Below are 24,385 nucleotides of genomic sequence, written 5' to 3' on the forward strand. Positions count from 1 at the left end.
GATCATATATTTTTACCAAGATGCTCTTCAGAGAGGGGTAAAAGGAGGCAGAAATAGCTTCCATCATTAGGATAAGGGTGCGTAGAAGTGAAAATATTCAAGCGGTTGTTCTGGTTAGGTATACTGATGACGTGCATGTTGTTAAGTATTGATCGATACATTAGCTGGCAGGCAAAAGGGCGTTTATTCATCCAGCCAGAGCACTTGCCCAGTAACTCGGTGGCTCTGATATTAGGCACCGCTAAATATTTTCATGGGCAGCCCAATTTATTTTATATCGCCAGAATTGAAGCGGCAGTAGAGTTATATCAAGCAGGTAAGGTGAAAGGCTTTCTGGTCAGTGGTGATAATTCTCGACAGGATTATAACGAACCAGAAATGATTAAAGCAGATTTAGTCGCCAGAGGCGTTCCTGCTGAATTGATAGGGCTGGATTTTGCCGGATTCCGTACCTTAGACTCAGTAGTGCGAGCCAAGCAGGTGTTTGGCCTGAATAAACTAGTGATTGTCTCTCAACCCTTTCATGTTGAAAGGGCTTTATTTATTGCAGACCACTATCAACTGGATGCAGTAGGGTATGCGGCGGCGGATGTCACTGTCTGGCGTTGGCACATTAAAGTGCGCAGCCGAGAAGTCTTGGCCAGATTATCCGCCTGGTTAGATGTAAAAATAATCAATCGCTCACCAAAATACTTAGGTAATAAAGAGCCCCTGGAGTTTTTGGCAGGGCTGTAATGCTAAATAAAAATGTTATGAGTAAAGAGATAACGTACGTTTCGCATTAAATAATATAATCTTCCAACGGTTTTTAGCCTCTGGTATTTGAATAGCAGGGGTATTTAAATTATTAAAGTTAGCACTATAGGGTACTTCATTCTCAGCAATAAAGTTCAGGCGTTCCTGGCTTGCATCATATTGTGACACCATAAAGTCAATAATTTCATTGGTTAGTGGTACCCGGTAAAAACGAATCAGGTTTTGTGCTAGTCGCTCTGCGGCTGCTGATAAATTATTTTGTACATCTTCTGCCAAGGCTTTTGCTTCTGTAACACGCTCTTGTACACTGGCATCAGGTTCCAATGCATCAATTAACATAGCATGGGAACTGTAGATGGCTCGCTGGATTTTGGGCGAATGAAGCTTGGTATATTTATCCAACATAATTGTCAGCTCTACTGCCAGCTCTTTCACTTTTAGTAAAGGTAATTGTTTGGCAGTAGCACCCTGTTTAGGCGACTGATTTAAAGCGCGCTTGGTTTCTTTTAGTAATAAATTAAGGGTTTTAGCTAACGCAGCCTTTTCATCTAAATCCAGTTTGATGGATTGCTCAGTAAATACAATATTGCGCTTTAAGCCACCCACATTAGTCAACATTTGTTGTTTTTTCTGAGCAATATGCTGCCAACGCTGCAATGCGCGGCGAAAATGCACTAAGTCTCTTCCGAGTTTTAAATAAGCTTTACGAGCTTGCTCATATAGCTCTAAGGCTGACTCTAGCTGCTGGGTTCGCTCTTGTAAGTTTAATGTGTACTTAATATGGCGATCAGTCAGTTGCCGGTTGTTATTGACGTCTTTTGCAAGCTGCTCAATACCATTAATCGCTGACGTCAGTAGTGCCTGGGCGGTTAACCCTTCGTCTGCATGAATATCTTCGTTGACATTACATAAGCTTAGATAACTGGTTAATGCCTTTAGGCGGCTGAGTACTTTAGCCCGACTAATTCGGTAATCATTGCGCTCTTCTTCTAAGCGGGTAATGGCTTTTGCAATATCTTGGGTACCTTGATACTCAATTTTTAGATAGCTGATTTCTCGATCACAAAGTAGTTCAAGTGCTAAGATAAATAACTCTTCGGTATCAGCCAGGGTCATCAACTCATAGTTATCCTGCTCAATGGCAGATAATATCCTTTCAATAAATAAGGGAGAGCGTTGTCGACCATGCTCAGGGCTGGGTGCGATACCTTTCAGGCGCTCAAATAGCTGATCGGCAAGTTGTGGATAATTGGCCCGTAACTTTTCGTTTACTTCATTTGCTTGGACTGTTACTTGTTGGATTAAGTCTTCCATGCGTGAAAACAAACCCGCTTGTCGTAACACTTCAATTCGCTTTGCCTGCAAAGCCAGCTGATGGTCTTCAGTTAACTCATAAACAGCTACTTCAATACCTTCTGCACCCAAGCTTGCCTGTTGGAGTAAATAGCTTGCTGCTTGATATTTTCTAGCCTCTTCAGTCAGGCTGGCTAATGATAGATCTCTAACTTGCCATACCAGTAGAGGTAGCGCTGCAATGGCTTGTTTAATCGCTTTTTGTTGCTGCTTTATTTTACTGCCAGTAGTTAGGTGGTATAGGTATTTAGATAGAATACCCAGCACACCAGCAACGACTGAGTAACCAATAAAGTAGATACCTTTATCCGCTGGCATCCAAGTACCATAGCCAGCATAGTAACCAGCCAGAGCAGCCAAATAGGTGACAGGGCCTGCTGTCCAGGCGAAACTGACCATAGTGATGCTCCAGGGTTCGTCCTGGGTTTTGATATGTAGCCGTTCTAACCAGTGGCGAGGCCGATTGGTTAGCTGAACAGGGGGGCTATTACCGTCTTTCTTGGGATTTTTACGCTGCCACATGGTCGGTTATAACTACTATGTACTATTTTAATTATTGCTTAGAGGCCTGCTGCTGTAAGTATTTTTCATCTGTCAGCTTCATTCCTAAATGGGGTGGTCAGATGAGCTTTCACTTGCAGCAAGCCGGTGGCAAATGGGTACTTGCGTATTGCTGTACGGGTAGGTTTGCTTGGCCGCTAGTCTATGAAATTATTTGTATTTAAAAAGTAGTAGAGTTACCTATTTTCAGTCGTATTTCCGCAGCCAGGAACGTGATGACTTTCTCTATTTGAAGCGCGTTGTAAAGTAAAAGGATTTTGGAAAGCATGTCTCTTGGTTTGTAATAGGCTTTTTAATGGTTAAGTTGAATCTGTCCAGTTTCGACAACTGTAGTAGAGCTAAATAAATTGCTACCTTGCATTTTTGCTTTTAACTCATAATTCAGTTGTTTTTTGGGGTGCTGTAAAACATCACTAATAAACCGAATGCTATTGATCAAGTTGGTTGAGGTTTCGACAGTAAAGTCTGTGCTGCTATAGCCTGGCACACTAGGAATTTGATTGGTAACACCTGAAATGACTTCATAACCTTCAAGACTAATACTGTAAAACATGCCGCTGAGTTGTAAAGAGGTGCTGTTAGGGTTAATCAGTCGTAAACCTACTGAAAACTTTTGAGTAAACCCATCAGGTTCTAGCACTTGGATAGAGGTAATGTGTATTTTAGGCTTTTCATAGTTGGGTGCTAGTGTTGCACAGCCTGTTAGCCATAACATAAGAACAGAGATACTTAGATAGCGAAAAATAGCAAGGTGGTGCAAACAAGTCGCTCGACTCATCATGAAAAGCCTCTGGATTATCAATAGGATGACTTTCTGGACACTTTTTAAAAAGTGGGTTTTAAGAGGTGTCCTACTGACTTCGCCGCATTTGTTGGATAAACACCTGTGATTCTCTAATAGCCTGCTGCATTGACTTTAATAAACGATCTACGTCTTTTTGTACGGTTTTTAATTCACCTCGTAGTGCTGCAATTGCCCGAGCATTTAAATTATGTTTTAAGTACAAAACCTGGTCATGTAAGGTGGTTAGGACGGGGGCAATGGTTTTTTCAGCTCGCCACATGGAGGCAATTAGCTTTTTATACTGTCGTTTGGTTTCTTGTAGCTTACGGGTACTGTCTCTTTTTAGCGTGGCATTGGAATAGAGTGCCAGCTCTTCTTCCCACTCATCAAATAGTGCTTCTGCCACATCTTCTACTTTCTCAATATGGCTGCGTAAGTTCTCTGCTGTGGTTTTACTGTCTTCATATTCAGTATTGAGTTTGTCGTAAGTCTCCTGAAGGTTACCACCATCAAACTGAACCACAGCCTTAAACTGCTCCAAAGCATCCTTAAACTGTTGTTGAGTTTCTTGTTGGGCTTTTTGGGTGTCTTCTACACGGTTAATTAAAATATCGCGTTTGTGATAGCCAAGTTTTTCCATGGAAGCATAGTAGGCCGTTTGGCAACCAGATAGTAGCCCAAGCGTTAATAGCAGCAGGAAGAGCGAACGGACGTGAATAAATAATGTCATTCTAGCCTCATAGCAAACAGGAAACACAAGTCTGCATTATGGCTGAAGTTATTGTGCAAAGCCAACGAGATCAGTGTTCGACCCTGTTGGCTGCTAGGCTTGCTAAGTTTTACACCACAGTTATCGAATATTTTGTAAGGACTCTAGAGGAGCGCCGACTAACTTTTCAGTAATTTTTTGTGCTTCTTGTAAAGTGATTGCAATGTTAGGGTTAGCTAACGCTCTGATCACATTATCTAAGCTGGCTTTATTATGAGTACGCTGGCGAATCTCTTGATCAACTTTATATAAAATACCAACAGCCTTGGCTGTGATTGGACCGTAAGAGCGAGCTACTTTTAGTTTGGATATTTTTTTCCCTCTACTGACTTGCTCTTTAATGGATTTTTCAAAACGCTCTTGAGTAATAGTGCCTGACCGACGCATGATTTCTAGCGAGTAGTATTCTGCAAGCCCTTCAACTAACCAGTCATGACCAGGCTCTGCTCGGGCAGACATGGCAACATGAATCAGCTCATGAATCGGGGGGCTGGTGCCATCTTCTGTGATTAGAGGCCTGTCTGCATGAAGAAACAAAGAGCTGGGACCAGATAGCGCTCCTCGCCACATAGGGTCATTAGCACTGACAATATTGATACGCTTAGGGAAATCAGGAAAAATATCGAGAAAGACGGGCAGGTTCCAGTTAAGCATAGCGAGAATATCGAGTCGCCGGGCTGACTGTTTTTTAGGAGCCCCTACGGCTACTTTAATACCTTTAATCGTTTCCCGCTTAACCCCAATATCGCCTGCTACAATCCATCCTTTGGGTCGGTCAAATGCACTTTTAGGGTGGTCTACCTTATAAGCTCCACTGGTATAGCGAATATAGGGCGTGGCTATTGACCAGCTTTTTGGCATTTTAAAGAGCAGCTTTGCCTTAGATTGAGTGCCATCCTGCATGTCGACACGGAGTTGTGGAATAATATCGAACCCTCTGAACAGTGCCCAGCTGTCAGTAATGATTGAGTCATAACGGCCTGACTTGCGTTGATGGTTCATTTTTACGGTATAGGTTAAGGAGCCAGGCTTACCATTGGGCTGCCAAAGCACGAAGTCTTCCTTAACTTTTACTTGTCCGGAACCTTTAAAGTTAAGGTAACGTTGTGAGTCGACTTTCAAGCGAATTGAACGAATGAACTGGGCATTTTTACGCAGGTTAATAGCGACCTGTGCAGTTTTGGTCGCTGGCTGGAGATTAACCTCATAGTCAACATAATAATAGTTATTATTTTTTGAGGCTGCTGTGACTAAACTCCAAGAGAAAAAGAGCATTCCCAAGATGATTCGATGAACAATTAAGGAGGTCAGTTTCATAATATGGTTAGTGTTTTTTAGAGAAAAGTTTAAAGAATGCCAAATTGTTGTTGAGAATACTGAACTCGTTGATCGACAGAAAAACCATGCTTTTTCATGGTTTCGATGTGCTTAAGCCTGGGTTCCAAACCAGTATTATTTGCTACTTGTATAGCAAGTCCTGGTCTTGCATTGAGCTCTAGTAACAACGGCCCCAGCTGTTGGTCTAGAACAATATCAGCACCAAGGTAGCCAAGTCGTGTCATATCATAGCAGGAAGAGGCTAAATGAAGAATTTTATCCCAGTGTGGAACTTGTAATGCTTCAAAATGGCTGCCTGTATCAGGGTGTTCGTCAACAGGGCGGTTACTTTGTACGGCACATAATGCTTTACCATTGGCCAGGTTAAGTCCAACCCCAACAGCACCTTGGTGTAAGTTGGCTTTACCGTCCGATTCGTGAGTTGATAAGCGGAGCATAGCCATTACTGGGAAGCCCTTAAAGACAATAACCCGGATGTCGGGTACACCTTCATAGCTGTACCGATCGAACACCGGATCAAATTGGACCAGCGCCTCAATCATTGCTACATCCGTTTTGCCACCCAAGCTGTGTAAGCCACTTAGAATATTTGATACATGTCGTTTAATATCAGAAAGAGTCAGTGTTTCACCACTGGGCTTAAAGAAGCCTTCCGCTGTTCTTTCGGTGATGACTAAAATTCCTTTACCGCCACTACCTTGCGATGGCTTGATGACAAAACCATCATATTTATTGACGACATCTCCCAGTTGTTTTATTTCATGCTGGTATTCAATAGTGTGCAACAGCTTTGGCGTGGATACCTTAGCCGTTTCAGCAACCAGCTTAGTTTTTAGTTTATTATCAACTAGAGGATAAAGGCTGCGTTGATTGTATTTGGCAATATACGACACGTTACGCTTATTCATGCCGAGAATGCCTTTTTGCCTTAATTTGCTAGGTCTAGCAAAAAACATCGTGATTAATCCTCGGCTAATGGTTGAAACCGGCGTAACTCTGTTAATCGATAGCCAGTATATTGGCCTAACAGGATGATACAGCCTAGTAGCGCTAGCAATAGTTCAGGAAAGTTAAAGGTTAAGTGTTCAACATACTGATTGGTCATCAATAGGTAGGCAAGCGTTGCTACCAGTAAACTACCTCCCCCTTGAGTAAATACTTCTTTGGGGCCTTCTTCCTCCCATAAAATAGACATTCTTTCTATTGTCCAAGCTAGAATGATCATTGGGAAGAAGGTGACGGACATAGCCTCGCTGATACCCAATTTGTGACTAAGAATGCTCATGCCCGCCATAATACTAATTACAACGATAACTACAGCGGATATTCGTGCCACCAGTAACAAGTTGAGTCGACTTAAATAGGATCGAATAAATAACCCAATCGTGACAATCACCAGGAAAATAATCAGGCCAGTAAACAGGGTGGTTTCAATGAACGCAATGGCGATCAGAATCGGCATGAAGGTACCCGATGTTTTTACCCCCACTAAGATGCGCATTAATACCACAACGATAGCACCGATAGGGACGAGCAAAATCGATTTAAAAACGTTTTGCTGCTCAATTGGCAGGCTGTAAATCGAAAAGTCAACCAGAGCTGCCTGGTTTTCAGCACCATGCAAAATAGCAAAAGACTTGGCTGGCTGAGAGTTTTTAATAATTGAAAATGATACTTTAGAGTTATCACCACCTTCCACATCTAGCAGTGAGCTGCCTCCTCGTTGCCAAAGAATAAAATTATCTGGCAGCCCTTTTTGGCCCGTTTTAGGGTTTAAGAAGACCCAGTGATCAGTATCAAAAATTTCAATTAACGTTGTAAGCTTTTGGTTGCGACGGCCATCTTCTAGCCGCAGACCTTTAGCAACCCTCGCAGGTACATTGGCTAACGCTAATGCATTTAAGGCCAGCCGAGTTTTACTTAACCCTTGATTGCCTAATAAAAGCTGAACATCTTCAATGGGTTCTTTATCATTGATCAGGCGTATTAGTTCTGTGGCAAATGTTGTGTTGTCAGCAGAACGGTTATACACATAAGTGACTAACTGACTGATAGTGGTTTTCAAACTGGGCGACAGGTCGGGTGCTTTGGTCTCAGTTGGTGGAATAGCATCTTCAACTGGATATGTATCAGACTGTTTGAAAACCTGCACCTTGTAGAACAAAACCTGCTTGCCTTTGGCTTTTCGTTTGGCCCACTGCGCTCGACGCTCTTGCTGGTTGCTGTCCCAGCCAAAACCATAACCAGAGGCAGTAAAGTCTTCATCTAAAATACCCATTTCTGGTGGGTTATGAGGTAAAGCAAACGAGACCGTGACAGGTTTATCGGTGGCTTTAAATTCAATTTTTGCTTCCACAGTCCAGATAGTTTTGCGCTCACCAGGCAATAGCGGGAACTCAAGCTCTGAGTTCTTATAAATGGTAAGGCCTATGCCAATAAAAATGAAAATGAAAGATAGTAAATAAACTTGTGCTCTTGATGACATTATTGCTGCTCATCTACGGCCAAATTAGGCGTTTGCTCAGGGGTAGGGTTTTTTTGGGTAAATTGTTTGCTGACATCAACAACGGCCATATCCTTTAGAAAGTTACGACCAATTAAAACTGAAATGTCATAGTTGCTGCGGTCTGTCAGGCTGAATGAAATCCGTTGCTCAATTGAGCCCAGACGAACATTCATTTTTACGATATAAGCCTTTTGGCCATCGGAGTCTGGCTGTTTAGATTTCACTTTTTTGACAACTTGGCGACTGATTTCAGTAACCTCACCCGACCCTGGATCTTTCACCTTGAATTTAACCCATTTTTTACCATCCCGTTCAAAGGGAGTGATATCAATAGCATGTAAGACAGACGTCGACAGCCCCGTATCAATCCGTGCATCATAAGTGATACCTGGTGGGGTTAGGGTTATTTTTTCTAACTCACCAACAACCAGCTTTTGATCAGCGGGTTCTTTTTCCTCTCCATTGGCCTCTGCCTTTTCTGCTGGCTTAGCCTGTGGGCAGTAAACGATAGTCTGCACTTTGGTTTTAACTTGCTTACCTGTAGGCTTTACTTGTTTAGTCGCTTGTTCAGATGTAGTCGCAGGAGCAGTACAGTTTTCAATGGTGGTGACTACGGGCTGAATGGCCTGTTCTGGCCCCTCCTGGCCAAAGCTGACTGAATTGATGCTCCAAATAACTGATATCAATACCAGACACTGCAAATATTTCATATCACTCCCTAGCTGTAGAGATGAATGGCCTTATTATAGGTGTTACCTATGGTTGCTAATGCTTATATTCTTCACGAATGACTATAGTCAACCATCGCTGATCTTAGGGCTTAAGCATACTTTCTATTTCAACAGTAGACTAATAAAGTATTACTCAGACCGTGTGATTGTTTAATCAGTTCAGAGAATTAGCTCTCATTCTTATCAACTATTGTATGGCTTCCCTTAATATCAGAGCTATCAGTAATTGTCAGGGGTGAACTTTGACTCATGTTGATTTGAGGTTCAGCCTCAGCCTCTTAGACAGTCACTTGCTCCTGTGCTGGATGGCTTGAAATATGTCAGGCGGTCCAGCCAGGGCAGCTCCTCTTTATGAGTAGGAGCTGTTTAACCATGTTAGATGATAAATGAAGACGGAAGTATTATGCAGGGTTTTTGTAGCTAGAGAATCCTAAAACCTTGAGTTTGTGATCTTTTAGCAGCTTGGTAAGTACTTCAGGTGTGCACTTGTGAACAATATCTAGTCGATGAAAAGAAAGTTTTTGCTCCTCTGGTGTGTGCTTATTGACAGAAGGCTTGGATGAGTAGTTGTCCTATTGTAGTTATTACAGCTAGCCACGCTGAATAACTTTTATAACATTGTTAGCGCAGAATGCCTGCAAATTCACTGTAGTGGCTGTTACTACGATACAATTATTATGCTAAGGGCTTTTACGGGTTTTTTCGTCAGAGTAATGCTGTTCACTAAGGGGGGGTAAAAAGCGCTGTTAATATACCCTTCGCGAATGATTTTTAGGGTTTGTTGTCGTCGCTCTTCACCCTAATCATTTATAAAAACATAAACTCATAGGGATTCATCGCTCGACGGCCTCCCCTAAAAACCATTCGCTTTGGCTATAGATTGCCTATCTTGTAAACAAGAAATTAGCTATGCGTATTTTCCGAATTTTTAATGGGGTATAATCTTTAATTATAGATGCATAATAAAATGTCATCTGTTAATTGTTCCACCATTCCTACGCTTAGTATATCCTTCTGCTTCTTTTCTTATTGGTCATATAAGACAGTTGTGTTCTGGCTTGTGAATGGCAACCTTGCCTAGTATGTAGGGTACGCTTATAGAATAGGAGGAGCTGGTTATTTATTAGCCGGCGCACTACTAGGGTAATAGTTGCCATTAAATATTTTAGGTTATATTCACTAATGGTACATGCGTGAAGTCGTTGCCTTATTATTTTCCGCGTGGACTACTAGTTATTTAGGTGAGTTATTAAGATGGAAAAACAAACTGGTAGTTTTATAGCATTACTACCTATATTGCTATTTTTAGGCATATTTATTGGTAGCGGGGTCTATTACCACCAACAGGCGGTAGATTTTGCTTTTTATCAAATCAAAGCCCCAGTGGCTATTTTGCCTGCCATTATTTTAGCTTTTATCCTGGCTAAAGGGAAAGCTAATAGCAAAATTGAAACTTTTGTTAAAGGTGTGGGTGACCAAAATATAATCTTAATGTGCCTTGTATTTTTACTTGCAGGTGCATTTGCCAGCGTTACTAAATCCATTGGTGGTGTCGATGCAACCGTCAATATTGGGTTAAGCATTATTCCTGCTAGCTTGTTACTGCCAGGTATTTTTATAATTTCAGCGTTTATTGCCACTGCGATGGGAACGTCCATGGGTACGATAGCAGCTGTAGCGCCTTTAGCGTTACAAGTGGCGGTAACAGCTGGGTTGCCTGAAGCAGTCTGTATTGGTGCTGTTATTGGCGGCGCTATGTTTGGTGATAATTTATCCGTTATTTCTGACACCACAATAGCGGCGACACGAACCCAAGGTTGTGATTTAAAAGATAAATTCAGAGAAAATATTAAAATTGCAGCACCTGCAGCCGTACTTACCATTATTTTATTATTTGTGATGGGTGAGCCAGGTCAGGCGATAGAAGCTAAATCGGTGAATGGGTGGTTGGCTTTACCTTATCTTATCGTATTAGCCCTCGCAGTAATGGGGTTGAATGTACTGGCTGTCTTAATGATTGGTATTGCCGTATCAGGTGTTATGGGGATGCTGATTGCGCCTGATTATGGTTTAGAAACGCTTAGCAAAAACATTTATGCAGGTTATGAGGGAATGCTGGAAATTATGGTCCTGTCCATGTTGATTGGTGGGTTGGCCATGATTATGAAACAGCAAGGTGGCATGCAGTGGGTTATTGATAAGATTACTCTGCTAGGCAGAAACTCTGCCAATAAAAGCCAAAAAGCCGGTGAAGCATCTGTTGGTTTATTAGCCGCAATCAGTGGAATATTTACTGCTAATAATACCATTGCGATTATTATTGCTGGGGGTGTAGCTAAAGATGTTAGCCAGCATTATGGCATTACCAGTAAACGAAGTGCCAGTTTGCTAGATATTTTTGCTTGTGTGGTGCAAGGCTTATTGCCTTATGGGGCGCAGATTTTATTGGCGGGATCAATTGCTGGGCTTTCTCCCTTGGCCTTGATCGGTAATGTTTATTATTGCTGGGTATTAGGTGGAGTGGCTATGTTGGTGATAGGGTTAGGCTTGTTTTCCAGTAAAACAGCTGCTACTCAGCCTGAGGCGTTAAAAGAGCAGCCTGCTTCTTCGTAACTTTCTTTTAGTAAGTCATTTTAGAGAAAGATACCTGCTATATGGCGGGTATCGATGTTGATTCTAAAAGCTAACCATAAACAGGCTTTTCCCCACGCTCTGTTAGCTTGTGAGTTAACTTCATTCATTCAACTACTCACTTTTGATTTGTTTTTCTGAGACGCTTGAGTCTAAGGTATTTGCTTGCAATGCTGTTTCTAATTTACGGGCAGTATCGCCTGGTGCCCCTGTATATCTTGCTAGCAAATGATAGGCAACAGGGATGACGAATAGAGTAAATACGGTGGCAACCGTTACCCCAAAAAATAAGGTAATCCCCAACACTTGTCGGGTTTCAGCCCCTGCACCAAAAGATATAATCAATGGAATTGAGCCTGCTGTTGTGGTAATGCTGGTCATTATAATTGGTCGTAATCGTACTTGTGCTGCTTCGGTAATGGCTTCTTTTATTGTTGCCCCTTGGTCTCGCATTTGGTTAGCAAACTCCACAATAAGAATACCATTTTTTGCAGCCAGGCCAATTAACATGATTAAACCGACTTGGCTGTAAAGGTTGAGCGTATTGTCGGTTAGTATTAGCCCAATTAATCCACCGGCAATAGCCAATGGTACAGTAAGGGTGATGATAAAAGGGGTAATATAGCTTTCGAATTGAGCCGCCAGCACTAAAAACATGACTAAAATACCTAACCCAAAGGTGAAATAACTGGCACCGGCAGAGTTTTTATAATCCAATGATTGGCCTTTGTAATCAAAAACAGCGCTATCAGGCAGATGTTTTCTAACTAGATTTTCCAGATAGGAGAGAGCTTCCCCCAACAATAAATGGTCTTCTAAATTAGCATCAATAGTAATAGCGCGAGTGCGGTTGTAGCGATTTAAGGTTTTCGATCCTGCATATTCTTCCAGTTTAACTAGGTTTGAAAGAGGAATCAGCTGGCCGGATCGTTCAGATCTCACATAGATATTAGTTAAGTCATTAGGACTATTCTGCTGGTCGCGCTTGCCTTCAACCAGTACATCATATTCTTCGCCATCTTCTATATAAGTAGTCACACGTCGTGATGCGAGCATACTTTCCAAGGTGTGGCCAATATTTTGAATGGAAACGCCCAGCTCTGCTGCTCGGTTGTAATTAATCATAACATGGATTTGTGGGCTGGTTTCTTTATAATCACTATCAAGGCCAGTAAACCCAGGGTTATTTTTGTTAATTTCAGTAAATAGAATGTTGCGCCATTTGGCGAGTTCTTCGTAAGTACCACCGCCAATGACAAATTGAATGGGTTTTGCTGTGCGGCTTCTGATGCCTTGTCGCATGATAGGGTAAATTTTTACGCCTGCAAGATCGGCTGTGTTTTTACGCATTTCTGCCATTATTTTCCAGGCTGAACGGCGTTTGCTCCATTCACTAAGTACCATAATTACTATACCTGAATTAAAACTACCTCTTGGAGTACGTACTAATATTCTTTGAGCTTCACCTTTTTCTGCCAAAGGCATCAAGCGTCGTTCAAGTTCATCCATATACTGCTTCATATATGCATAAGTAGCGCCTTCAGGGCCGTTGACTAAGATAAAAAATGCCCCGCGATCTTCTTTAGGTACGTATTCGGTAGGAATTTTATTAGCTAAAAATACAGACAATGTAATCATTAAAATAAACAATGAAATGACTATATAGGGTTTTTTGAGACAGGTTAGTACCCAATGTTTATAGTGTTTTTTAAACCAATTAAAAAAACTATCAACTTTTTTAACCAGGAAAAAGGAGCCATTTGTAGGTTTTAATACCATTGATGCTAAAACGGGGGACAGGGTGAGGGCAACTAAGCTGGAAAAAATTACAGCAGCACTCATCGTAACCGCGAATTCTGAAAATAAACGACCTATGTCTCCTTCTAATACGGTAATAGGCGCGAAGACTGCAACCAAAACTAGTGTAGTAGCAATAACCGCAAAACCCACTTGACGAGTGCCTCTAAAAGCGGCAACTAAAGCCGGTTCACTATATTCTTCCATGCGACGGTGAATATTTTCTAACACGACAATAGCATCATCAACCACTAAGCCAATTGCCAATACTAAAGCGAGTAAGGTCAATAAATTGACCGTAAAACCCATTATCATCAGCACAATAAATGTAGCAATTAATGAAATAGGGACAGTGACCGCAGGTACCAACATGGCACGTACACTGCCTAAAAATAAATAAATGGTAAAAATAACCAAGGACATAGCAATAGTAAGGGTTTTATAAACTTCGTTAATTGCTTCTTCAATAAATACGGAAGAATCATAACTTTGATGAATGTACATGCCATCTGGTAAATCTTTATTGATCCGATCTGCTTGTAATGTTGCCGCACGGGCGACTTCAATAGTATTGGCGGTGGATTGTTTGGTGATGCCGATGCCTACCATACTTTCCCCATTACCACGAAATAGGGTGCGATATTCGGTGGTGCCTTTTTCTACTGTCGCCACATCACCTAATCTAACCAAGTAACCATCAGTACCGCGGGATAATACTAACTGTTTAAAGTCTTCTGGCTTAAGAAAAAGCCGTTTTACCCTTACGGTAAACTCTTGGTTAATTGACTCAATGTTGCCAGCAGGTAATTCTACATTTTCTGAGCGCAGTGCTTTTTCTACATCACTTACCGTCAAGTTGTGAGCAGCCAGTTTGGCACGATCAATCCAAATGCGCATAGCAAAACTCTGGCCACCACCAACACGTACCCGTGCAACACCTTTGAGAATAGAAAAACGGTCTACTAGATAGCGCTCAGCATAATCAGTTAACTCAGGTACTGACAGGCGATCACTGGTTAAATTAAGCCACATAATCACATCTTCGTTAGAATCAACCTTTTGTACATCAGGAAGTTCGGCTTCTTGAGGAATGTCATCTAAGATACGTGATACTCTGTCTCGTACATCATTAGCAGCTGCATCAATATCTCGGGTTAAGCTAAATTCAATATTGATTTGTGATCGACCATCAGAGCTATCTGATTCGATGTATTTAATGCCTGCTAAACCAGAAATACGATCTTCAATTAATTGGGTAATTCGGGTTTCTACGACATTAGCGGCAGCCCCTGGATAGCGAGTATCAATTGATACAATTGGCGAGTCGATATCTGGGTACTCTCGTAATGGCAGTCGTTCAAAGGCAATGATGCCAAATGCAATCAGCAGGATAGAAATAACTGAAGCAAAAACAGGTCGTTTAATACAAATATCAGATAGGAACATGATTTAGGTTACTCTTGTTTATCTGATGATTTAAGCTGATGGACGGGACGGTATGGTTGAGTAGATGATTGATTAGGAGGCAGCTGTTGTAAAAGGTCAGTGATAGATTGATTAGCCTTCGTTCGCTGCTTAGCCAATATTTTTACTGGACTACCATTATTTAACCGCATTAGGCCGTGAGTGACGACTATTTCTCCGGGTTGCAGCCCGCGTTGTACAACAATAGCGCCTGGCCGTCGGGGACCAGTGGTTAATTTGCGCTTTTCAACGGTTGGTGGCGTAGTGGTTGTATTCACGACAAAAGCGTATTTATTAAAACCCTCTTGCACTAGAGCCTCTTCTGGCAACATTAAACTTTCTTTAACAGGCTTGCGTAGTTCAACCAACATTAACATACCAGGTTTTAGTCGTTGTTGCTGATTGGGTAATATCGCGCGCACAATGATGGAGCGGGTGATAGGGTTGATGCGAGAGTCAATGCTGGTAATCTTTCCTTGAAAAATATTGTCATTCACTTCTCTTGATTTGGTTGTGATCTCAAGACCAGGTTTTAAGGTGCCTAAAAATATTGCAGGTACAGTAATATCTAATTTCATTACACTATCGTCATCAAGTGTAGTAATTGGATCACCTGGTGTTACCAGTGATCCGGCACTGATATTACGTAACCCCACCACACCATTAAAAGGTGCAATAATTAGTCGATCGGCTAGTCGGGATTGGGTTGCAAAAAACTTAGCCTGGGCAGTTTCATATGTTACTCGTCGTTGATCTAATAGTGATTTAGAGGCTAAGTTAGATTTCACTAACGATTGGACACGTTCATACTGCCGTTTGGATTCTTCCAAAGTAGAGCGAGCCTCTTCTAGTTGAGCATGTTCTTCAGTACTGGTCATTTCAACTAAGACATCACCTTTTTTAACTCGTTGGTTGTCATTAAAATGAATAGCAGTAATTGTTTCAGTAACAGTAGAAGATAATGTGACTGCCTCATTAGCTCTGAGGGTGCCTAATGCTTCAATTTTTTCAACAAAAGGTTCTAGTTGTACTGGTTTTGTAAAGACCGGAATAGGCGCAGAGTTAACATTTACTTTAAAGAAAAATAACAAACTCGTAATAACTATGTTGAATACTGCTTTATAAAGCATAGAGAGGTATCCCTGGTTTACCTGAAGGCTCATCTGCTTGCACAGAGGCCGTAATCATTAGAGGTGCCCTAAATAGAGAATAGATGAACAAAAGCTAGGAATAAACAAGTAGTTGACACATAAATATACGCCATGAAAAGGGTATAAGCTAACAATGTTGCATCAACGATGAGTTGTAAAGGCGGTTGTATCAAATCAAGGCCTTTATACTACAAGAAGCAAAGATAACGACATTGTAGCATTAATTACGACAGTAGCAGTTGATTAAATTATAAAATACAGCAACACTATAACTATTTTATCGGAATTATACGAAGGCCATCTAATATTATGGCGTTGGGTAAACTTTTACTCAGCTTTGTAAATTTATTTGTGATATCAGTGTAATGTTTAATCACAGTGGTCTTTTGTAGTAAGGAGACAGTAAATGAAGAGTGAATGGCTAATCCTATTATTTATAATTGCTGAGTCAGTTAGTGCTAGTCATTTAATTTCGGGAAAAATTATTAATGAACAGGGAGAGGGCATTCAAAGTAAGGTCCAGGTGAATGATTACTTCTTGGAAACATCAAAAAATGGAAAATATAGCGCGACAGTGCCAGTAAATAGTATATATAAAGTACTAGTTTCAGCTAAAGGCTACTATCCCTCGCTACACTATTTCTCTAAAACTGATATTTCAAAAGGAACAATACCTGATATTGAGCTGGTTGCTCGTAAAAAGGGGAGAGCACTACTGCTATTTACAGGAGATGTGATGATGGGAAGACGCTTTTTAACCCCTGCGGACCCTGGAACGGCAATAATACACTCTACAGCTGCTTATGAAGACAGTAAGAAAATTTTATCTACTATTAAACCCTATTTAGAAATAGCTGATTATACCAGTGTTAACCTGGAGTCACCCATAATAAAGAATGAGCCTGAAATAAAAAGTATTAAGCCTTATACCTTTTATAGTCGGCCAGAAAGTTTAAAAGCATTGAAGTGGGCAGGCGTTGATTTTGTTAACCTTGGTAATAATCATATTTATGACTATTTGGATATCGGCTTAACAAGTACCCTGGAAGCCATTAATAAACTCTCGTTTGACTATGTAGGGGCTGGGTTAAATGATAAGTTGGCACTATCACCTAAATATTTAGATATAAACAAACAGAATTTTGCATTTACAGGATTTGTGGGGTGGCCAGGAAAAGTCACCCCAAATCAAGTAGCTTCTTTTGATAAAGGAGGGGCTGCTTGGGGCAATGAAAACAATATAGTCGATACATTTAGAAAGTTAGCTGATCATCAAGGCCCTTCCATTATTCAATACCATGGTAGTCGTGAATATGGTGAGAACCCTGATGAGAGTACGAAATTACGATTACAATTAGCGATTGATCAAGGAGCTGATTTAGCTATTGGTCATCATCCTCATGTTATTCAAGGGTTTGACCTATATAAAGGGAAACTAGTAGCCTATTCATTAGGGAATTTTATTTTTGATCAGTATCATTATGGTACCCAGGCGTCTATGATTTTGTATGTGTGGATGGATGGAGAGTCATTTCATCGAGCTGAAGTTGTTCCTATTTATATTGATAAATATCAGCCTAAGCCAGCAATATCTGATATTAACCACTATGTGCTGAATCGAGTAAGATATTTGTCTGCAGTTAATGAAGTGTATATTTATAAATCGGGGGCTCATGGAGTGATTACAGCCAGACAAGATGAACTGATTACGACAGTATCAAAACGCACCATACAAAATAACAATGGTAGCCACCTTTTCTTAAGATTTTCTAAAGAAACTGATGGGCTTACATACCTTAGTCAATTGTCTTCAGCTGGAGTAATGCAGGTTAATCAAGGTAATATTTTATTGCCTTTGGATAGCTTTGAATGGATTGATCATGATAAATCCACTCAAAATCATTGGAAGGCCATTGATGGAGACCTTATTATTTCACCACAAGCAGCTAAACATGGACAGTTTGGTATCGTTGTCAAATCTAATCAACCTCAAATACAGCTGATACGGAAAGTAAGAATTTATAAGGATAATGGCAGTATTTCGTTGAATGCTTGGGTAAAGCCACAACATTCAGGGAAGCTACAATTTTCCATTGATTACGATGAGATGAATGGTACTGTAGTTAAGGAAAGAAAGAGGCAAACCCTATCTTCCGTAGGGATAAAGGCAAATCAGTGGCAACAAGTGTCATTTGAATTTAATCCACCAGCGTATAAAAATCGAGGTTTTTCGGCTAACCTTAGTTTTTTTCCAGAATCAAATGAGTCAATAACTGAAATGATGTTAGACGATATTTATTTTACTAATTGGATAAAAAATGAATACATAGGCCATGATATTCTCTTAGAGACTGGCAGCTCTTATATAGACACTATTAAGCTATTATCGTTAAAAACGCCAAATAAAATAAATGCAGTTTATAAGACAATTAAGAGAAGATATACTATGTGACTTAGTTGGGTAAATGACCTTATGTTGTAGATGAATTCTTAACAGAGTAACGAATAGTTGAGCTTTGTAAATGGATATTATCGTTATAATGATATTATTGCTTTTTCTTATTGCTATCACTTATCTGGAGCGACGAAAGCATAATCGTTATCTTCAAAGTATTCCTATTCGAATTCATATCAATGGTACCCGAGGTAAGTCATCGGTAGCTCGATTGATTGCTGCGGGATTACGTCAGGCGGGCTTGAAAACATTATGTAAAACAACTGGCTCAGAAGCGAAGCTCGTGTTAGGGAATAAAGATGAGATTACGATTAAAAGGGGCTGTATTCCAAATATAATTGAGCAGTGTAAAGTAGTTGAGTTTGCAGAAAGCTATCGAGCAGATGTATTAATAGTAGAGTGTATGGCATTAAAGCCTGAGTTGCAGGCTTATTCTGAGCTTTCATTAGTTAAGTCAACCCATGGGGTAATTACCAATAGTGGTCCTGATCATTTGGATGTGATGGGGCCAACAGAACGAGATGTGGCAAAAGCATTAGCGGGTACAGTACCTGTTAACGGAAAGCTGTATACCAATGAGAAAAAATATTTAAATATATTTAAAAAGGCAGCAGCTGACCGTAACTCTCAGCTAGTTGCACTTATTGCTTCAAATAGTATTAGTTCTGCAGATATGAATGGCTTCAGCTATATAGAACATCAAGAGAATGTAGCGCTGGCATTGAGTGTGTGTCGAGATTTAGGAGTGGATCGCCAAACGGCTTTACAGGGAATGTGGCAGTCAACGCCTGATCTAGGCGCAATGGATATTAAACAGTTAACCTGGCAAGAAACACAATTAATTTTAGTGAATGCTTTTGCTGCAAATGATCCATTATCTTCTAAGCTTTGTTGGGAACAGGCTTTAGAACGACTAGTAGATAATAGTCATAAAATTATGCTGGTTAACTGTCGTGCAGATCGTCGAGAGCGCTCTATCCAGCTTGGTAAAATGTGCGCTTCGCTGACTGATATAGATAAACTGTTTGTATTGGGAACTGGTAGGCAGGCATTTATCAAAACGGCTATGCAACATGGGGTAGCAGCTGAATTGATTGAGGTACCTATTGATCAAACATCTAAGTCACTAGTAGAACAATTTACCCTGTTAGGTGGGCACAAGTTGTTAGTGGTGGGGATTGGTAATATTAAAGGGGTTGCAGCTGATTTATTAGCTTTTTTTTCTCGCCGGTCTTCTTCTTCTTCATCTTCTAATATTGTCGACGTTCTAGAGGTTAATTTTGGTTAGTATGTTAACGATATCCATTGGGGTAGGGTTAGTTGTTGGTCTGCTATTTATTGAGTTATTTTCATTATTTTGTGGTGGCGTTATTGTTCCAGGCTACATCGCTTTACATTTACATAATCCTTTCAGTGTATTGATTACTTTAATAATTAGTATCTTTACTTATATGCTGGTTAAAGCACTTTCCATATTTGTGATGTTATATGGTCGCCGACAATATGTTGCTATGCTATTGGTTGCTTTTTTATTAGGCGGGATATTTGAGCATGTCGCATCAGTGAATTTTGTTGGAGATCAGTTACCATTTGTATTACCTGGAAGTAATAATGATATTTTTGGTGTTATTGGATATGTTATTCCTGGTTTAGTGGCTAATTGGTATGAGCGGCAAGGGGTTGTTACTACGATTTGCACTGTTATCACTGGCTCAATTTTAGTCAGGCTTGTTCTATTAGCTATTGGTAATTAAAGGTATAATGAAATCTATCTATCGGCGCCCGTATCAAATTCATACTGTAGCTCTATTATTAGTGACATTACTAGCCGTTGTTACTCTTTATATTGTCGAGTGGCGATTGCTAGTGAATTATAAAATAGAAATGAAGCAAGCTGTTGAGCTGGCTAAGCAAGGAAGTAATCTGATAAAAAAGGAAAAACAACGATTAGGATTAATGGCACCAATTAATGTTGACCTGAAACAAACAGGATTAATTGGTACATGGGAGTCAACTCCGATAACCTCTATTTTTGGTCATCTAAGTGCAAAACAAGCTTCTTTAAATCCAGATATAACATTATTAATATATCGGTGGTTGAAAGAGATAGGTGTTGAAAAAGGTGACTATGTGGCTATTAGTGCAACCGGTTCATTTCCTGCATTAAACTTGTATACTTATGCAGCATTACAAACAATTGGTGCAAAACCACTAATAATGCTGAGTTTAACTGCATCACAGTGGGGAGCCAATCAGCCAGAAATGTTATGGATTGATATGGGGTCGTTACTTTATAAAGCAGGATTAATTAACTTTATACCAATGGCTGTATCTTATGGTGCAAAAAATGACCTAGCTATAAACCTTTCGCCACAAGGTATACAGCTATTGCAAAAAGCAATTCAACGTAATAACAACCCTTCACTTATATATACAGGTTCGCTTGATGGAAATATTGAAGAAAAGTGGCTGCGTTTCAATGCAGCTGCTGGAGATAAGCCAATAAAAGCATTTATTAATATTGGTGGTGGGAAAGCCTCTGTTGGTTCAATTAATGATAAAAAAAAGCTGTTTAAACCAGGCTTAAATCGCTCACTTTCTGATGAGTCATCACCTGAAATCACTTCATTGATGTGGAAGTTTATTAGTACAAAGGTACCAGTGATTCACTTGTCAAATATTGAGAAAATAATTGCAAAAAATCAACTGACTGCTCTCAGTACACATCATCTCTATCAGGATAATTTTTATCAACGGCTATTTGCAGTAATAGGATTTATTGTTATTGTGTTTTCATTATTAATAGCAGCTAATCACTTTAAAAGAAAACAGCAAGTGGATGTCTTGTAGTTAATTGGAGGGTGTCGCAAAACTACTGCGCTTTTGACCTTTTGCAACATCCTCGTTGTGGCGTAAGACAAAAAAACTCTAAGTAACTATTGAGGTTAGGCCATTTCTTTGTCAGCTTTTACCTTTTTCTGCTTTGAGGCTTGTTTGGATGGGTCCGGTGAAGTCTGTGTGGGTGCAGTCCAACCGTTTAACCACTCAAATTCTAAAGATTCCAGTAGGGTAAGCATGGCGTTTGCTTGATCTACTACAGTTGTCCTGCTACCAAATTCCTCAGGTACTGTTTCAATGACATTAAAGTTAGGGTCATTTACATCCAGTAAATTAACTTCCTCGGCTGGATCAATATTGAGATTGTAGAGTTCAAATTGTTGAGGCTCAAAAACAGCATCATCAATTAGCCACGCTGGATCCCAGTAGCGGACTAGTTTCCAATTATCATTACTGACTGCACAATGCACTAGATTGGGTTGCCTGACTGACCCAGAACCTAGCGTTTCTGCTAGATTAGGTTGCTGTGCTTTAAGCTTGGCAATTGCTTCAACGAAAACACTATAGGGATTTAGATTTCCATCTTTGTCAGTGATGGGTGGTGGGTTATCACCATCGTAAACGACTTTTTTGAATGGCTCTGTGATGGTATCGTAAGTGACAAACAATACCCCTTCACGTGGCTGGTCACTATTTGGTTTATTAATATCACCTAGTCTTTGAATGGCCTGACTAAAATCTGAACCTACTGGCATGGCTGTGTTGTCTGTAATATGCCCAGAAATTTTTGCTAACAGTTCTTGCTGTTGTTCGGTGGTGTTGATGCCTGTTAATCCGAGAATCGATGGCAATATGTCTGCATGGCTCGTCGCTTGCTCAAATTGTTGCAAGCCGCCTTCAACACGGTAATAATTTTCTGGGAAACGCACCACCAAGGGTACATGTATCATTTCTTCATAGCCAGTATGCCATTTTTCCATCATCATGTGGTGAGAGCCACTATATTCACCGTGATCTGGACAAAATATAACAATCGTATTTTCTGCTTGCCCACTGGCTTCCAGCTCAGTAAGCACAGTATGGATATGTTGATCTACATGATGTAATAGAAAGCCATAATATTGAATAAAAGCAGAAGTGGTGAGATAAGGGTTCGAAGTAAGCGCAAAGGGCAGTCCTAACATATCTGCATTTAGGGTAAGATTAGCGGCAGAATCTAGCCTCTCTTCTGGGGCTGTTGCATTGCCAAGTGAAGAGTCTGTAACACTTTGTGCTGTGAGGGAATTAAATGCCAGCCCTATTTTGTAGGAATAATCGAACTGGCAACCAGGTTTATTATTATTAACAAGATCTTCATTCCAGGTTGCCATTGTCGTCGCATTGTCTTGAGGAAAATTGAACGGATTAAGCGGAAGTTCGATAGTACCCCCTTGTACCCCCTTCAGGGATTTTTGCATTAGTGTCCTGCGATGGCACGGCCAACGCCAAAGGTTCACTAGAAATCACCTGATCACAGGCTTGCTGTGGAACACCAGGGTATAGGCCAATGTCGTGAGGGTTATTAAAAGATACGACAGTAAACCAAGGGTTCTGAACTTTCGCACTTGTATCTGGGTCTTCCTCTTGCACAACCGCTTGAATATAGGGAACACCTAATCCCATGCGGCGAAAAAAAGTACGTGATAAATCAGCAAATTGGAAGTCGCGGTAGTAGCCTAAATTATTATAAAGCCCGCCGTAGGGCTCTGGGTAACTCCATTCCCAGTTAGAAAATCCATACTCTTCCAATGAGTCGAGTGATTCATTAGAAATATGCCATTTTCCGATATAATGCGTGTTGTAGTCGTTTGCCCTCATCCAGTCACCAATTGTCGGGTATCCTGTTGGGTCCAACCAAGGATAGTTTTTACTAGAGCCATCTTTAAATATACCGTCTGTGTATTTAACCTCGGTTTTGTTAGGGTATTGGCCAGTAAACAAAGCCGCTCGACTGGGAACACAGGCAGAAGAAGAAATACGATGTTGGTTAAGTACCACGGCATTATTACGCAGGGCCATTAATCCTGGGAAAAAATCTTTAAAGGTATTATCTTCCCCTAGATTATCTTGAAAACCAATAATTGACTTAAGTTCTTGGTTAAAACCACCCTCTTTTCCCAGCATGGGAAAACGCATTTGGTCTACCATGATCAAAAGAATATTTGGTCTGTTTTCGCTTTTTATTTTTTTTGAATCCGACATGTAAAGTACTCATTTTTTTATAATTAGTTAAAGTGTACTATTAAATCCGTATTAATAATTGTCAGTATAAACTCCAAGTTAATTAGGTGTTACAGTAAACCTAATCGTTGGGCTGCCCAATTTTAAAATACAGTAAAGCTCACAGTTCCATGTGCAAATTTAGGGTAGAAAATAATTAAAAGCAAATAATAGAGTATAGTTTATGTGCAATGACTGCTTACTAAGACATGAACCTGTGATGTATTGATTTGCTATTTGACTGTTAATGAAACAAGAATTGCCATAAATATAAATGGTTGATATTAATAAAAGTTAAAAAATAATTAACTGTTTGGCAATTGGCTCTATTATGCGCAAAGAGTATACCTGCACTCAGTGCTGTTGGTGTTCTATGTGCTTCAACATGTCTTCAAGGCCAGAGACTGTAAACAATGATTAGAGGTGTATTTAAGTAATAACTTACTTCACTAAATATTACATTTTAAATATAGGATTTAGTGTACATAAGGTGTATAAAGCTATAGTAGTTTAACATATACTCTTCATGTATGAATATAGTGCTAAGAATGGAGGCTTAAATCCAATGAATAACAGCCAGTCAGTGTTTGGTAATGAAATAGAGCTTGATGGTGTGTTGTATGTGTCTGTGAACTTTCTAAAGCAATATCCTGAATATTTAGATAATGAATTTAATAACGCTGTTGATGTAGCCAATGATAGGGTGGTAGATATAGAAGATGGAATGCCAGAAGAAGGTGACGACTCACCCAGTGTCCATAAAAGTGAGGTTGTATTGAATGGTACGACTTACCTAGCCGCACCTATTTTACGGACTAACCCTAATTATGTGGAATTAAAGTATAATCAACAGGTAGAAGTTGCTTTACCACAATTTATTCCCAATAATGTACTTGATGAAAGTAAAGCGGCAATTTCATTCTATCGTCGCCGATCCATCTAATCTAGAAGCAAGCCTACTCTTTCATAAGCTATAGGTTGAAGTACGCTAC

At 40.2% G+C, this 24,385-nt stretch carries 18 protein-coding genes; 7 read left to right on the top strand and 11 right to left on the bottom strand.

Annotation, left to right across the window (positions count from 1 at the left end):
* The first annotated feature begins 126 nt into the window (after nt 1–126).
* Nucleotides 127–735, top strand: coding sequence for a SanA/YdcF family protein (locus tag OQE68_RS20265; RefSeq protein ID WP_180569220.1), 609 nt, complete (start codon nt 127–129; stop codon nt 733–735).
* 15 nt (nt 736–750) lie between these two features.
* Here OQE68_RS20265 and OQE68_RS20270 read toward each other — a convergent pair whose 3' ends face one another.
* From OQE68_RS20270 to OQE68_RS20300, 7 genes are all read right to left on the bottom strand, one after another.
* Nucleotides 751–2,631, bottom strand: coding sequence for a sbcc family protein (locus OQE68_RS20270; protein WP_180569221.1), 1,881 nt, complete (start codon nt 2,629–2,631; stop codon nt 751–753).
* A 331-nt stretch (nt 2,632–2,962) separates the two neighbouring features.
* The gene (locus tag OQE68_RS20275; protein ID WP_180569222.1) at nt 2,963–3,451 is read right to left on the bottom strand and encodes an LEA/WHy family protein; all 489 of its coding nucleotides are present in this window, start codon (nt 3,449–3,451) and stop codon (nt 2,963–2,965) included.
* A 70-nt stretch (nt 3,452–3,521) separates the two neighbouring features.
* Entirely contained in the window at nt 3,522–4,184 is a 663-nt protein-coding gene (locus tag OQE68_RS20280; protein ID WP_180569223.1) for a DUF2959 domain-containing protein, read from the bottom strand.
* Between the two features lie 120 nt (nt 4,185–4,304).
* A complete protein-coding gene (locus tag OQE68_RS20285) occupies nt 4,305–5,540 on the bottom strand; it encodes a hypothetical protein (RefSeq protein WP_180569224.1) in 1,236 nt (411 codons plus the stop codon).
* Nucleotides 5,541–5,569: 29 nt separating this feature from the next.
* On the bottom strand, nt 5,570–6,517 hold the full coding sequence (locus OQE68_RS20290) for an alpha-L-glutamate ligase-like protein (protein WP_180569225.1): 948 nt from the start codon (nt 6,515–6,517) through the stop codon (nt 5,570–5,572).
* A 5-nt stretch (nt 6,518–6,522) separates the two neighbouring features.
* Complete coding sequence (locus OQE68_RS20295) at nt 6,523–8,046, bottom strand: inactive transglutaminase family protein (protein WP_180569226.1); 1,524 nt, start codon at nt 8,044–8,046, stop codon at nt 6,523–6,525.
* Nucleotides 8,046–8,777 (bottom strand): ATP-dependent zinc protease family protein, encoded by a 732-nt coding sequence (locus tag OQE68_RS20300; protein ID WP_180569227.1) that lies wholly within the window; start codon nt 8,775–8,777, stop codon nt 8,046–8,048. Before OQE68_RS20300 ends, OQE68_RS20295 begins: the two co-directional genes overlap by 1 nt.
* A gap of 1,275 nt (nt 8,778–10,052) precedes the next feature.
* Here OQE68_RS20300 and OQE68_RS20305 point away from each other — a divergent pair.
* A complete protein-coding gene (locus OQE68_RS20305; RefSeq protein WP_180569228.1) occupies nt 10,053–11,411 on the top strand; it encodes a Na+/H+ antiporter NhaC family protein in 1,359 nt (452 codons plus the stop codon).
* Between the two features lie 132 nt (nt 11,412–11,543).
* Here OQE68_RS20305 and OQE68_RS20310 read toward each other — a convergent pair whose 3' ends face one another.
* On the bottom strand, nt 11,544–14,672 hold the full coding sequence (locus tag OQE68_RS20310; RefSeq protein ID WP_180569229.1) for an efflux RND transporter permease subunit: 3,129 nt from the start codon (nt 14,670–14,672) through the stop codon (nt 11,544–11,546).
* 8 nt (nt 14,673–14,680) lie between these two features.
* Nucleotides 14,681–15,820, bottom strand: coding sequence for an efflux RND transporter periplasmic adaptor subunit (locus tag OQE68_RS20315; RefSeq protein ID WP_180569230.1), 1,140 nt, complete (start codon nt 15,818–15,820; stop codon nt 14,681–14,683).
* A 427-nt stretch (nt 15,821–16,247) separates the two neighbouring features.
* On the opposite strand from OQE68_RS20315, the gene OQE68_RS20320 reads away from it, so the two are divergent.
* The 4 genes from OQE68_RS20320 to pgsW all read left to right on the top strand — a co-directional run bounded on the left by OQE68_RS20320 (nt 16,248) and on the right by pgsW (nt 21,146).
* Entirely contained in the window at nt 16,248–18,293 is a 2,046-nt protein-coding gene (locus OQE68_RS20320) for a CapA family protein (RefSeq protein ID WP_180569231.1), read from the top strand.
* A 70-nt stretch (nt 18,294–18,363) separates the two neighbouring features.
* On the top strand, nt 18,364–19,584 hold the full coding sequence (pgsB, locus tag OQE68_RS20325; protein WP_180569232.1) for a poly-gamma-glutamate synthase PgsB: 1,221 nt from the start codon (nt 18,364–18,366) through the stop codon (nt 19,582–19,584).
* 1 nt (nt 19,585) lies between these two features.
* Nucleotides 19,586–20,050 carry a poly-gamma-glutamate biosynthesis protein PgsC gene (pgsC, locus tag OQE68_RS20330; RefSeq protein ID WP_180569233.1) on the top strand — a complete coding sequence of 155 codons (465 nt, stop codon included), beginning with the start codon at nt 19,586–19,588 and terminating at the stop codon, nt 20,048–20,050.
* Nucleotides 20,051–20,057: 7 nt separating this feature from the next.
* Nucleotides 20,058–21,146 (top strand): poly-gamma-glutamate system protein, encoded by a 1,089-nt coding sequence (pgsW, locus tag OQE68_RS20335; RefSeq protein WP_180569234.1) that lies wholly within the window; start codon nt 20,058–20,060, stop codon nt 21,144–21,146.
* 95 nt (nt 21,147–21,241) lie between these two features.
* On the opposite strand, the gene OQE68_RS20340 is transcribed toward pgsW, so the two are convergent.
* Both OQE68_RS20340 and OQE68_RS20345 read right to left on the bottom strand, forming a co-directional pair.
* Entirely contained in the window at nt 21,242–22,591 is a 1,350-nt protein-coding gene (locus OQE68_RS20340) for a sulfatase-like hydrolase/transferase (RefSeq protein ID WP_180569235.1), read from the bottom strand.
* Complete coding sequence (locus OQE68_RS20345; protein ID WP_180569236.1) at nt 22,539–23,375, bottom strand: sulfatase-like hydrolase/transferase; 837 nt, start codon at nt 23,373–23,375, stop codon at nt 22,539–22,541. Before OQE68_RS20345 ends, OQE68_RS20340 begins: the two co-directional genes overlap by 53 nt.
* Before the next feature lie 583 nt (nt 23,376–23,958).
* Between OQE68_RS20345 and OQE68_RS20350 the strand changes: the two genes are divergently transcribed.
* Entirely contained in the window at nt 23,959–24,336 is a 378-nt protein-coding gene (locus tag OQE68_RS20350; protein WP_219340069.1) for a hypothetical protein, read from the top strand.
* Nucleotides 24,337–24,385 lie beyond the last annotated feature (49 nt).

The sequence above is a fragment of the Spartinivicinus marinus genome (assembly GCF_026309355.1).
Lineage (GTDB): Bacteria > Pseudomonadota > Gammaproteobacteria > Pseudomonadales > Zooshikellaceae > Spartinivicinus > Spartinivicinus marinus.

Bases quoted from the DNA above. Each gene is read 5' to 3' on its own strand.
- OQE68_RS20310 (WP_180569229.1), bottom strand. From the start codon at position 14,672: ATGTTCCTATCTGATATTTGTATTAAACGACCTGTTTTTGCTTCAGTT.
- OQE68_RS20345 (WP_180569236.1), bottom strand. From the start codon at position 23,375: ATGTCGGATTCAAAAAAAATAAAAAGCGAAAACAGACCAAATATTCTT.
- OQE68_RS20290 (WP_180569225.1), bottom strand. From the start codon at position 6,517: ATGTTTTTTGCTAGACCTAGCAAATTAAGGCAAAAAGGCATTCTCGGC.
- OQE68_RS20315 (WP_180569230.1), bottom strand. From the start codon at position 15,820: ATGCTTTATAAAGCAGTATTCAACATAGTTATTACGAGTTTGTTATTT.
- OQE68_RS20305 (WP_180569228.1), top strand. From the start codon at position 10,053: ATGGAAAAACAAACTGGTAGTTTTATAGCATTACTACCTATATTGCTA.
- OQE68_RS20270 (WP_180569221.1), bottom strand. From the start codon at position 2,631: ATGTGGCAGCGTAAAAATCCCAAGAAAGACGGTAATAGCCCCCCTGTT.
- OQE68_RS20265 (WP_180569220.1), top strand. From the start codon at position 127: ATGACGTGCATGTTGTTAAGTATTGATCGATACATTAGCTGGCAGGCA.
- OQE68_RS20285 (WP_180569224.1), bottom strand. From the start codon at position 5,540: ATGAAACTGACCTCCTTAATTGTTCATCGAATCATCTTGGGAATGCTC.
- pgsB (WP_180569232.1), top strand. From the start codon at position 18,364: ATGGATATTATCGTTATAATGATATTATTGCTTTTTCTTATTGCTATC.
- OQE68_RS20350 (WP_219340069.1), top strand. From the start codon at position 23,959: ATGAATAACAGCCAGTCAGTGTTTGGTAATGAAATAGAGCTTGATGGT.
- OQE68_RS20275 (WP_180569222.1), bottom strand. From the start codon at position 3,451: ATGATGAGTCGAGCGACTTGTTTGCACCACCTTGCTATTTTTCGCTAT.
- pgsC (WP_180569233.1), top strand. From the start codon at position 19,586: ATGTTAACGATATCCATTGGGGTAGGGTTAGTTGTTGGTCTGCTATTT.
- OQE68_RS20295 (WP_180569226.1), bottom strand. From the start codon at position 8,046: ATGTCATCAAGAGCACAAGTTTATTTACTATCTTTCATTTTCATTTTT.
- pgsW (WP_180569234.1), top strand. From the start codon at position 20,058: ATGAAATCTATCTATCGGCGCCCGTATCAAATTCATACTGTAGCTCTA.
- OQE68_RS20320 (WP_180569231.1), top strand. From the start codon at position 16,248: ATGAAGAGTGAATGGCTAATCCTATTATTTATAATTGCTGAGTCAGTT.
- OQE68_RS20300 (WP_180569227.1), bottom strand. From the start codon at position 8,777: ATGAAATATTTGCAGTGTCTGGTATTGATATCAGTTATTTGGAGCATC.
- OQE68_RS20340 (WP_180569235.1), bottom strand. From the start codon at position 22,591: ATGCAAAAATCCCTGAAGGGGGTACAAGGGGGTACTATCGAACTTCCG.
- OQE68_RS20280 (WP_180569223.1), bottom strand. From the start codon at position 4,184: ATGACATTATTTATTCACGTCCGTTCGCTCTTCCTGCTGCTATTAACG.